This is a genomic window from Marinospirillum sp., assembly GCF_014859565.1.
Genome location: NZ_JACUUA010000118.1, coordinates 1 through 11,001 on the forward strand (window position 1 = coordinate 1; position 11,001 = coordinate 11,001).

Genomic DNA, 11,001 nt, shown 5'->3' on the forward strand with positions numbered 1-11,001 from the left:
GGTAGAAACACCAGCAGCGGTAGAAACACCAGTCGCTGTAGAAACACCAGTTGCTACCGAACTCCCCGCCACTGACGTCACTGAGGCTGTTGCTGCTGAGGCACTGGCCACAGCTGAAACCGCTCAGGTTGAAACAGTGATCGAAGAAGTGGCTGCTGAGGCAACGTCTGAAGAAACCCTGAATGACGAAGCACAGACCAAACCAAGAAGAGGCCGTGGTCGCAGCCGTCAGAATCAGTCAGAAAACAATGACTTGCCCATCGAGACAGATTCAGTTGAAACAGTTGCTGAAGTGATTGAAACTCCTGTTGAGCCAGCAGCGCCAGAGGTAGTAACCGAAGTTCCTGCCGCTGAAGTGGTTGTTGAGACTGTAAACAGTGAGCCTGAGCAGCCACAAGCACCTGCTGAGGAAGTAGTCGCTGAGATTACAGAATCAGCCGCCCCTCAAACTGTTGCTGTAGACAACTTTGATCACCTGCCCGGTTACCAGCCACTACCCGGACGTGCACCCAACGACCCTCGTGAAGTACGCCGCCGCAAGAAGCTGGAAGAAGAACTGAAGAATTCACAAGAGTCCAACTAACAGCTATCCGCTGAAAACCGCCTAATCCCTGATCAGGCAACCAATAAAAAACCCGCTTATAAGGCGGGTTTTTTATTGTCTGACCAGGTTGTTTACACAACACGGTAGATCACTGGTCTTTGTTACTGCTTCTGCGGCAGCAACTCAGCCTTGAGTACATCAGGAATCTTCAGCTTCACATAACTACCCGGTGCAGCTTCAATCACCTTCAACTTGCCTTTTTCCGGTTCACGAGCTGCCACTTGAGTGGCGGGATCAGCATACTTGTTCTCAGTGATCCAGCTCTGCCAGTTCGGCCACCAGGAACCTTCGTTCTTCTCAGCACCAGCAAACCAGGCATCCGGTGTATCTGCCAGATTATCGTTGATCCAGAAGCCATATTTCACCTTGTTGGGCGGATTAACCACCCCGGCAATATGGCCGGAACCAGACAGTACAAACTTGACCGGACCAGAATGCACCTGGGCACCCTTGTAGGTGGATTTCCACTGGGCAATGTGATCCTGAATGGTGGATACAAAGTAGGCTGGGGTTTTGATCTTGCTCAGATCAATCTTCACACCATCCACTTCAATACCACCTGGCTGAATCAGACGATTATGCTGATACATGTTACGCAAGTAGAACTTGTGCATGGCTGCTGGCATGTTGGTGCCATCGGTGTTCCAGTAGAGCAGGTCAAATGCAGCTGGCCGCTCACCTTTCAGATAATTGTTAATGAAGAAAGACCAGAACAGATCATTTTCACGCAACAGGTTGAAGCTGAACGCCATCGCACGACCATCGAGATAACCGTTACGATCCAGTTGTTTCTCGATACCACGCAAACTGGCTTCATTAATAAACACACTGATTTCGCCTGGTTCGGAGAAATCCTGCAGCGTTGCCATGTAAGTCACCGACTTAACACGCTTTTCCTGCTTCTTAGTAGTCAGATAAGCCAGGGTGGATGATGTCAGAGTACCACCGATGCAGTAGGAGATGATATTCACATCCGGCTCACCGGTTTGCTCTTTGATTGCATCCATGGCCGCAATCGGGCCTTCTTTCATGTACTCGCCCCAGCCATAATCACGCATGGATGGACCGGGATTAGCCCAGGAAATGATGAATACCGTGTGCCCCTGATCGGTCAGCCACTTAACCAGTGAGTTGCTTTCCCGCAGATCAAGAATGTAGTACTTGTTGATCCAGGGTGGAACAACCAGCAAAGGGGTCTTGAACTGTTTTTCCGTGGTTGGTTTGTACTGAATCAACTGGATCAAACGATTCTGGAAAACCACCTGACCCGGTGTAGTAGCCACGTTTTCACCCAGTTTAAAGGCATTAATATCGGTCATGGTCACATTCAGACCTTCAGCACTGCCTTTTAAATCCTTGGCCAGCTGTTCCATGCCTTTTAACAAGTTCTGTCCACGCGTTGCAATGGTGCGACGCATCACTTCCGGGTTGGTGTAAATGGAATTGGACGGTGACAGCGCATTCACCAGCTGGCGGGCATAAAAATCCACCTGCTGACGAGTATGATCGTTGAGGCCTTCCACACCATGCACAACATTTAAAATACAACGCGCATAAAGCAGGTAAGACTGCTTGATGAAGTTGTAAATCAGATTGTCCGTCCACTCAGGATCGGTGAAACGGCGATCATCCTGTGCCGGTTCAATCACTGCATCAACGTCCTTCTCACCCAGCAATTCACGTACCGTGTTTTGCCACAACTCCGTTTGACCCTGCATCAGACTCATTTGTTCGTCAAACAGCACCATGGGGTTAGACGCCAGCTTTTCGCCCAGCTGCTGAAAGTTTTCTCCCATATCACTGAAAACCGAGCTGGAGGAATCACTCATACCGCCTTCATTGCGGTTAAGTAGCTGTGTGATTACAGCCTGATACTTTTCGTTGGCCTTAGTCATCCATTCGAACATTTCAGCAGGATCAAAAGCTACCTGATCTGGCTGCTGGTCTTTGGTTTGTTCGGTCATTCACCATCTCCCCTGAATGCACAAATAAAAAAGGGGCTGATTAGCCCCTTTTTCAATAAACTATTGTTTTTCAAGCCTAGGGCTTATTACTTGGCAGCAGCTGGCTTGGCAGTAGCAGTAGCACCGGCAGCAGCACCGGCAGCAGCACCGGCAGGCTTGGCAGCAGCCTTGGTCTCTTCAGCGGCTTTGTTAAAAGCTTTGGCGCGTGACTCTTCCAGGATCTTTTCAACTTCAGTTTTGAATTCCATGCTCATGTCAGCCATGGTTTTGGCATCTTCCAGAACCTTCTTGCTCAGCGTGCTCATCAGCTCAGCCTGAGAAGTGCTGTAGTCACGAACGCCGTCAGCATCTTTGACCTCAGTGGCCTGCTTCATCTGGGACAGACCCATGTGGCTGTAGGACTTCAGTGCTTCCAGTTGGAAATCAGTCATTTTTTCCATGTTTTCAACCAGCAGCGCATTGATTTTACGCAGTGGGTTGTACATGTTTTTGGTCTGCTCAGTGAAAGCATTCATCATCTTTTCTTGCATGGCTTTATCTTGAATCATGGCTTAGCTCCTTTACTGCTTTAGTTTAGAGTGGGGGATAACCCCCTGAATAAATTGGCTACAGCCAAAGCTGCACACCGTTTAAATTTAGGCCTATCTTTAGCAAGATACTTTATTAGTATCTTTTATTGTTATTGCATTCCGGTGACTTCAACATGAATCTTCTGCAATCACCAAAAAAAGAGAAACTTAACGCGATGAACTACCGCTCTGGCCGTAGCTTGCAAGCAGATCCATCATCATTTTTTGATAGCTGCCCATGGAGTCAAAACTCTGAGAAAAAAAGGGTTTAAACAAAGAGAGAGCATCGTAGCCTTCGACACCGGCCTCCATCTGCTCCTTGATTTTTCTCATTATTTCATCCTGAAAAGGCTGTACATCAGGTAAGCCCATCGCCTTACGAAACTCATCCGGTGTCATATCCAGCTCTATATTGACTTTCACGAGCGCCCTCCGCTTGATTCCGTGAATGATCCATCACTTATTTAACCAGTATGGCACCTATAACGCAACTGCGAAATAGGCCAAGTAAAACGAGAATTCTTTCTACACGAAAAAAGCAAGCCAAATTAAATTAAAAACAGGAAATACCACTGAAAATATCAGCCCTTCGCTCAGGAAAGGCTGAATTGCTTATAGAAAAAACTAAATAGCACTGGCTGGAATCACGGGTGTGCCGGACACCACGCCGGCATTCTGTCCACGGTGACGCAACAGATGATCCATCAGCACCATTGCCAACATGGCTTCTGCGATGGGTGTGGCACGAATACCCACGCAGGGGTCATGACGACCGGTGGTGATCACCTCGCAGGGCTGACCCAGCAGATCAACACTGCGGCCCGGCAGGTGCAAGCTGGAGGTGGGTTTAAGCGCTATGCCTACTTCGATATTCTGACCACTGGAAATGCCACCCAGCACGCCACCGGCGTGATTGCTTAAAAAACCTTCCGGAGTGATTTCATCACGATGCTCGGTGCCTTTTTGTTCCACGCAGGCAAACCCGGCACCAATCTCCACACCCTTAACAGCGTTAATCGACATCATGGCATGGGCAATATCGGCATCCAGCCGGTCAAAAATGGGTTCTCCCAGCCCCGGCGGCACACCCAGCGCCACGACCTGGATTCTTGCCCCAATCGAGTTACCTTCCTTGCGCAGGGCTTTCATGTAGCTTTCCATTTCTGGCACCTTATCGGGGTCCGGGCAGAAGAAGTCATTCTTCTCCACTTCATCCCAGACCAGTCGCTCCGCCTTGATCGGGCCAAGTTGTGACAAATAACCACGGATCTCAATACCCAGGGTTTCTTTCAGGTATTTTTTGGCTATGGCACCAGCGGCAACACGCATTGCAGTTTCTCGTGCAGAACTGCGACCACCACCCCGATAATCCCGAATGCCGTATTTTTGCTGGTAGGTGTAATCCGCATGCGCCGGACGAAACTGTTCCTTGATCTTGCCATAGTCCTTGGAGCGTTGATCGGTGTTTTCAATCAACAAGCCAATGGGGGTGCCGGTGGTTTTACCTTCAAACACACCTGAAAGAATACGCACCTGATCTGCCTCGCGGCGCTGGGTGGTGTGCTGGCTGGTGCCGGGTTTGCGGCGATCTAGATCGCCTTGCAAATCAGCTTCAGTAAGCGCCATGCCCGGCGGGCAACCATCTACTATGGCTCCCAGCGCCAGACCATGACTTTCACCGAAGGTAGTGACTGTAAACAACTTGCCAAAGGTATTACCCGACATAGTGTAATTTCCGTAAACTTTTTGAATTAATCAAGGTTTGCAGGCGGCATCAAAATCAGCCTGAAATTCGTCCAGCTGCTCAGCGGTTAAAACAAATACGCCACTGGCATTTGACTCAAACTCTACCCATAAAAAAGGTACTTGCGGGAACAAGGCTTCCAGATGTGTCTCGCTGTTACCCACTTCCACCACCAGCACACCACCCTCGTTCAGATGTTTGCGTGCCTGCGCCAAAATGATCCGCACCAGATCCAACCCATCATCGCCGGCAGCCAGTGCCAGTTCAGGTTCCTGGTGGTATTCCTCTGGCATCAGTGACAAATCCCGCAGATCCACATAAGGCGGATTACTGACAATCAGGTCAAAGGTTTCGCCGCCCAGCGCTGCAAACAAATCCGAGGAGGTTGACACCACCCGGTCAGAAAGATGGTGGTGGCTGATGTTTTCACTGGCGACCATCAACGCATCTTCAGACACATCACTGAGTGTTACGTGTGCTGTTGGGAAGGCATACGCACAGGCAATACCAATACAGCCACTGCCGGTACATAAATCCAGAATACGTGCCGGTGCCTCGTCTTCATTAAACCAGGGTGCAAAACCATCCTGGATCAACTCTGCAATCGGAGATCGGGGAATCAGTACACGGGCATCCACCTTGAATGACAGACCTGCAAACCAGCTTTCACCCAAAAGATAAGGCAAGGGGGTGCGATCTTCACAACGGCGACGGATTAACTCCAGCAGTTTTTCCCGCTCCAGCTGGGTCAGACGGGCATCCAGCAAGCGATCATCACTGTCCCAGGGCAGATGCAGGCTACCCAGCACCAGATGCAAAGCCTCATCCCAGGCATTGTCCGTGCCGTGCCCATAATACAGGTGGTGGCTGTTGAAGTTGGTCAGCGCCCAGCGGACAAAGTCACGCAGGGTCTGGAGTTCCTGTACCAGCGAAGTAGTGGATTGATTAATGGGTTGATTCATGGCTGCGTTTTTCCTGATTGAGCGTGGTAGCATTACAACAAGTCTACCATAAGGAGCTAAAAGTGAGCCCTGAGAGTGATCTCCCGGATGATCATCATTTATTTCGTGAATTGATGAAGGGAGTACGTCCAGTCCAGCAGAATCGTGCCGACATCGGCAAACCTCGACGCAACAAGGATATCAACCTGGAGAATCGTCGTCAGGCGGCAGCCAATGAACCGGTTGACCGGATTGGCAGCGGGCTTTCTGATGGCCAGGTATTGCCGGTCAACCCAGCTGAAGAGCTGATGTTTCATCTGCCGGATCTGCCATTAAAAACCCTGCAAAGCCTGAAAAAAGGCCAGCTGGAATGGCAGGAAGGACTGGATCTGCATGGTTACACCATAGAAACTGCCCGTGCTGCGCTGACCGACTTCATTCGTGATGGCCGCAAAAAAAGTTTTCGCTGTTTGCTGTTGGTACACGGCAAGTCTTACAACCGTGATGGTGAAGTGCCTAGCATCAAGTCTCATGTCAACGCCTGGTTACGGCAGATGCCCGATGTGCTGGCTTTTTGTTCCGCAAAACCCGCCGATGGTGGCACTGGGGCAGTTTATATTCTACTGCGTACCCGTAACCGCCAGAATCAATAACCACTGTCCGCTCTGACCAGCCCAAGCGGTTCCTGCCCGGATGCCAGCCGTTGCAGATTGCCCAGCACCTGTTCAACAGCTGGCTCGGGCAGGGTTGCCGCCGCCATGTGTGGTGTCATCACCACGCGGGGATGTCGCCAGAAAGGATGCCCCTGCACCAGCGGCTCCTGATGAAAAACATCCAGCACGGCAAGGCGTAAATGCCCTTCATCCAATAGTTGCAACAGGTCTTCATCCACCACCTGCACCCCTCTTGCGACATTCACCAGCACGGCACCTTGTGGCAAGCGGCCTAGAGTGCTGCGATTTAACACACCACGGGTTTGTGTCGTATTGGGTAGCAGACTGATCAACACATCAGACTGCTTCAGCAGATCATCAAAACCCTGATCACCAGTCAGCACCTGAACACCCTCCAGTATCAAAGGGCTGCGTTTCCAACCGGCAACCTTATAACCTAATCCTGCCAGCTGCTGTGCCACTTTTTGACCTAGCGCACCCAGACCCAGAATACCCAGCCGCATCTCACCCATAGAACGAGCCATCTGCTCTTGCCAGATGCCTTGCTGCTGCTGACGTGCGTACACATCAAAATCTCGCTGCACGGTGAGTAGCGCCCAGAGGATATACTCCACCATCTGCTGTGCCATACCGGCATCCAGCAGGCGTATCAGCGGTATATCCGCAGGCAAATCATCACGGCGCACAAAAGCATCCACACCGGCACCCAGCGCAAAGATGCCTTCAAGATTGGGGAAACCTGCAAATAAAGCCTCCGGTGGATTCCAGGCAGCAACCCAGCGCACGGCAGCAGGATCAAAGTCATCCCCGGCAACCACAACTTGTAAGTCAGGCTGCTGCTGATGAAAGGCTTTACGCCAGGAGTCCAGACCGCTATCCACGTGCAGATACAACATAAAACATCTCCAACATTTATTGGGTTAGTGGATCAACTATCCTATAACCCTAGTGACTCATCCGGCAGAATGCCAGAGCACAAGCTGAAACATGAACGTTTGTTAACTAAATGCAAACTTTGTGTTACCTTTGGTTAAGTTTATACAGCAAGGTGATGATGCCAAATGAAACTCAACGATTTACGCCAGTTTGAACAATTCTCACAACTTTCTGACGAGCAGTTGATCATGCTGAATGCCAGCATGAAATCCAAACGCTGCCAAAAAGCCGGCGAAATCATTCTGCCACTGGGATTCCAGTCAGATATTGAGTTTTTTTTACTGCAAGGCAGCATTAGTCTTACTGCTGAAGACGGACAAAAACAGATCATCAAGGCTGATTCACAGGAAGCCAGGTTAAGTATTGCTCGCCTGCGACCCTGCCTGTATGAAGTCAGAAGTGAGTCAGCGGCTCAGTTGCTGGTTATTTCCGGCGCACTGCTGACCAACGAAGTTCGGGCATCCATTGAAGCACTCAACGAATCCAACCATTTTTCAAAACCAGCAGAACACTTTCACAAGTGCCTGAAAAGTGCATTGGAACAGGGAAAATTTACTCTGCCTAGCCTGCCCAGCGTGGCATTAAAAGTACGCGAAGTATTGGAACAGGATGAACCTGAACTCGAAGATCTGGAACGAATTCTGAACAAAGATCCCTCCATGACTGCCAAGTTAGTGGCTGCTGCCAACAGCTCCTTTTATCGACGTAACACCTCCTGCAAAACCTGTGCTGAAGCCATTATGCGACTGGGACTGGATACCACCTCACAGCTGGTCATGCTCTTCTCGCTGCGCCAACTGTTCAAGGCCAAACACCCCTGGGTTAAACAGCGCATGACTCAAACCTGGTCTCAATCAGTCAGTGTTGCTGCCATTGCGCAGCTGCTGACCCTGCACCACAGTCACCTTTCCGGTGATCAGGCATTATTGCTGGGACTGGTACACAACCTGGGTGAGCTGGCTATCCTGCTGTTTATTGATCAGGAGACAGAGGTCGATCCAGAAGAGATGGAAAAAATACTGGAAGAGCTGATGCCGGAAGCAGGCGCAATGCTGCTGAATTACTGGAACTTTGATCCAGAACTGACTGAAAGCGTACGCCAGCAAAACAACTGGCAGGCTGATTCCAGCTCTGACACTGCAACCCTTGCAGATCTGGTAAAAGTGGCTCGTTTACACAGCCGGATTGGAACAGAGGATCAATACCGCTTTCCGCGTCTGGATGAAGTGCCAGCTTTCCGCAAACTGGCCGTTCAGGGATTAACCCCTGAGTTCAGCCTGATTCTAGTAGAAGATGCAGCAGATCAGCTGGCAGAAACCCGTGCCATGTTTGGTCTGTAAATATCACTCACGGAAGCAGACCTCAACTACAAAGTCGCCACTTTCGACGTGAAAGGGCAGCAGTATTTTGGGGCCGTACACACTGTGCAGAATTTTGTGACCTTCTCCAACAAAAGTGACCGGCTGGGACAGGTAAAAATCGTAACCCTTTTCGGACAGGATTTTTTTACCCCCACCGGACACCATGTTGGTGATCTCACCCACCAGATCGCGAACCGTATCATCAATTTTGCTGGGGCGCTCTCCCAGCATTCGCTCCACCAGATCCAGCGCAACCGGCTCCGAGAAACTGATTGCCAGTGAACCCGCTGTCTGCTCACCCATCAAATCGATAAAACCTGTTACCACGCCACGAGCTATATTGTCTTCTTTGAGTACCGGCTTACCCACCTGCGGCTGCAGGTTGCACATGGTACGTAGCACGTTCATCATGGCATGCAAAAAAGGATTGATGAAATCTGCGCGCATAAAACCTGCCTTTAAAATCAAACGTTAAAGTCGAAGCTTACCGCAAAGAAAAAGCAAAAGGGAGTGATCTGATAAAAAACCCCTGCCCGACTGATAAAAGCGACGCAAAGTTTACGTTTACGTTAACTTCCTCTAATGCTATTTTACTCCATATAAATCGAAAATTTGATACCAACAAAACCAATAACAAACAAGAAAATATGGAGGCACCATGACCCAGCCCCTTTGGCAGCCCACCGCCATCGAATCCAGCCCCCTGTCTGCTTTTATGCAGCGGGTGAATGATCGTTATCAGCAATCATTAACCCAGTATGAAGATCTGCATCAGTGGAGTGTAGCCAACTCAGAGGAATTCTGGGAACTAATGTGGGAGTTTGGTGAAGTGGTGGCCGCTGAACAGGGCAGTCAGGTACTGGAAAATGCCAACAAAATGCCCGGTGCCCGCTGGTTTCCTGAAGCCCGGCTGAACTTTGCGGAAAACCTGCTGCGTTTTCGGGATGAGCGCACTGCGGTGATTTCTTTGCGTGAAGATGGTCAGCGGGTTTCCCTGACTTTTGCCCAACTGCATGATCAGGTGGCACAAATTGCACTGGCCTTACAGAAGGCGGGTGTGGCTCCCGGTGATCGGGTGGCGGGGTTTGTACCTAACTGCCATTACGCCCTGATGGCGATGCTGGCGGCGGCCAGTCTGGGAGCCATCTGGTCATCCTGCTCACCGGATTTTGGTTTTAACGGGGTGCTGGATCGTTTTGGTCAGATCCAGCCCAAAGTATTGTTTGCCACTGATGGTTATCTTTACAACGGCAAACGCATCAACAGTCTGCCGCGAGTGGCTGAAATTGCCGACGCACTGGATGGACTGGAAAAAGTAGTGGTGTTTCCGTTTCTGGAGACTCATCCGGATATCAGTAACATTCAAAAAGCCGTGTTGTGGGATGACTTTCGTATCCCGGATGCCAAAGAAATTGATTTTGCCGAGCTGCCTTTTGATCACCCGCTGTACATCATGTATTCCTCCGGCACCACTGGGGTGCCCAAGTGCATCGTTCATTCTGCCGGTGGCACGCTGCTGCAGCATTTAAAAGAACACCAGTTACACACCAGCCTGACACGCGATGACACCCTGTTTTATTACACCACTTGTGGCTGGATGATGTGGAACTGGCTGGTGTCTGGTCTGGCGGTGGGTGCCACACTGGTGTTGTTTGATGGCTCCCCTTTTGCCCCAGAACCCAAAACCCTGTGGGATATGGCCGAACGTGAAGACGTGACAGTCTTTGGTACCAGTGCCAAGTACATCGCCGCCTGTGAAAAAGCCGGATTACAACCGGGCAAAACCCATAACCTGCCCAAACTCCGAGCCATCCTCTCCACTGGGTCACCCCTGTCGCATGAGTCCTTTGATTATGTTTATCGGGACATCAAACCAGACCTGCTGCTGGCTTCTATCTCTGGTGGCACCGATATTGTGTCTTGTTTTGCGCTGGGTTGCCCCATCCGCCCAGTGTATCGCGGCCAGTTGCAGTGCCGTGGATTAGGTATGGATGTGCAGGTGTATAACGATGCCGGACAACCGGTAATTGGAGAGAAGGGTGAGTTGGTGTGTGTTAAACCCTTCCCCTCCATGCCGATTGGTTTCTGGAATGATCCGGATGGCAGTCGTTACCGTGCCGCCTACTTCGAGCGTTTTGACAACATCTGGGCGCATGGTGATTACGCCGAAATCACCCCGGAAGACGGCATGATTATCCATGGCCGTTC

10 protein-coding genes and 1 pseudogene are annotated in these 11,001 nt (G+C 50.5%); 4 read left to right on the forward strand and 7 right to left on the reverse strand.

Annotated elements, in window-relative coordinates:
* Positions 1-583: pseudogene (locus IBX50_RS13245) on the forward strand (hypothetical protein); the annotation flags it as partial.
* Positions 584-705: 122 nt separating this feature from the next.
* On the opposite strand, the gene phaC reads toward IBX50_RS13245, so the two are convergent.
* From phaC to prmB, 5 genes are all read right to left on the reverse strand, one after another.
* Positions 706-2,568, reverse strand: coding sequence for a class I poly(R)-hydroxyalkanoic acid synthase (gene phaC, locus IBX50_RS13250; RefSeq protein WP_292256555.1), 1,863 nt, complete (start codon positions 2,566-2,568; stop codon positions 706-708).
* 86 nt (positions 2,569-2,654) lie between these two features.
* Positions 2,655-3,116: a phasin family protein gene (locus IBX50_RS13255; protein WP_292256558.1), complete on the reverse strand. Its 462-nt coding sequence runs from the start codon at positions 3,114-3,116 to the stop codon at positions 2,655-2,657.
* A gap of 189 nt (positions 3,117-3,305) precedes the next feature.
* Positions 3,306-3,560, reverse strand: coding sequence for a DUF6489 family protein (locus IBX50_RS13260; protein ID WP_292256559.1), 255 nt, complete (start codon positions 3,558-3,560; stop codon positions 3,306-3,308).
* 201 nt (positions 3,561-3,761) lie between these two features.
* On the reverse strand, positions 3,762-4,862 hold the full coding sequence (aroC, locus tag IBX50_RS13265) for a chorismate synthase (protein WP_292256562.1): 1,101 nt from the start codon (positions 4,860-4,862) through the stop codon (positions 3,762-3,764).
* 30 nt (positions 4,863-4,892) lie between these two features.
* Positions 4,893-5,843 (reverse strand): 50S ribosomal protein L3 N(5)-glutamine methyltransferase, encoded by a 951-nt coding sequence (gene prmB / locus IBX50_RS13270; protein ID WP_292256563.1) that lies wholly within the window; start codon positions 5,841-5,843, stop codon positions 4,893-4,895.
* Positions 5,844-5,905: 62 nt separating this feature from the next.
* Here prmB and IBX50_RS13275 point away from each other — a divergent pair, with 62 nt between their 5' ends.
* Positions 5,906-6,475, forward strand: a complete 570-nt coding sequence (locus tag IBX50_RS13275) for a Smr/MutS family protein (protein WP_292256564.1) — start codon at positions 5,906-5,908, stop codon at positions 6,473-6,475.
* Here the strand turns inward: IBX50_RS13275 and IBX50_RS13280 are convergent.
* Entirely contained in the window at positions 6,469-7,392 is a 924-nt protein-coding gene (locus IBX50_RS13280) for a glyoxylate/hydroxypyruvate reductase A (protein ID WP_292256565.1), read from the reverse strand. The two genes, IBX50_RS13275 and IBX50_RS13280, sit on opposite strands and share 7 nt — an antisense overlap.
* 165 nt (positions 7,393-7,557) lie before the next feature.
* Between IBX50_RS13280 and IBX50_RS13285 the strand changes: the two genes are divergently transcribed.
* Positions 7,558-8,772, forward strand: coding sequence for an HDOD domain-containing protein (locus IBX50_RS13285; protein WP_292256567.1), 1,215 nt, complete (start codon positions 7,558-7,560; stop codon positions 8,770-8,772).
* Positions 8,773-8,775: 3 nt separating this feature from the next.
* Here the strand turns inward: IBX50_RS13285 and IBX50_RS13290 are convergent, their stop codons facing one another.
* Entirely contained in the window at positions 8,776-9,240 is a 465-nt protein-coding gene (locus tag IBX50_RS13290) for a chemotaxis protein CheX (protein WP_292256569.1), read from the reverse strand.
* Positions 9,241-9,451: 211 nt separating this feature from the next.
* On the opposite strand from IBX50_RS13290, the gene IBX50_RS13295 reads away from it, so the two are divergent.
* Positions 9,452-11,001: acetoacetate--CoA ligase (locus IBX50_RS13295; protein WP_292256572.1), on the forward strand; the 1,550-nt coding region annotated here is incomplete at its 3' end.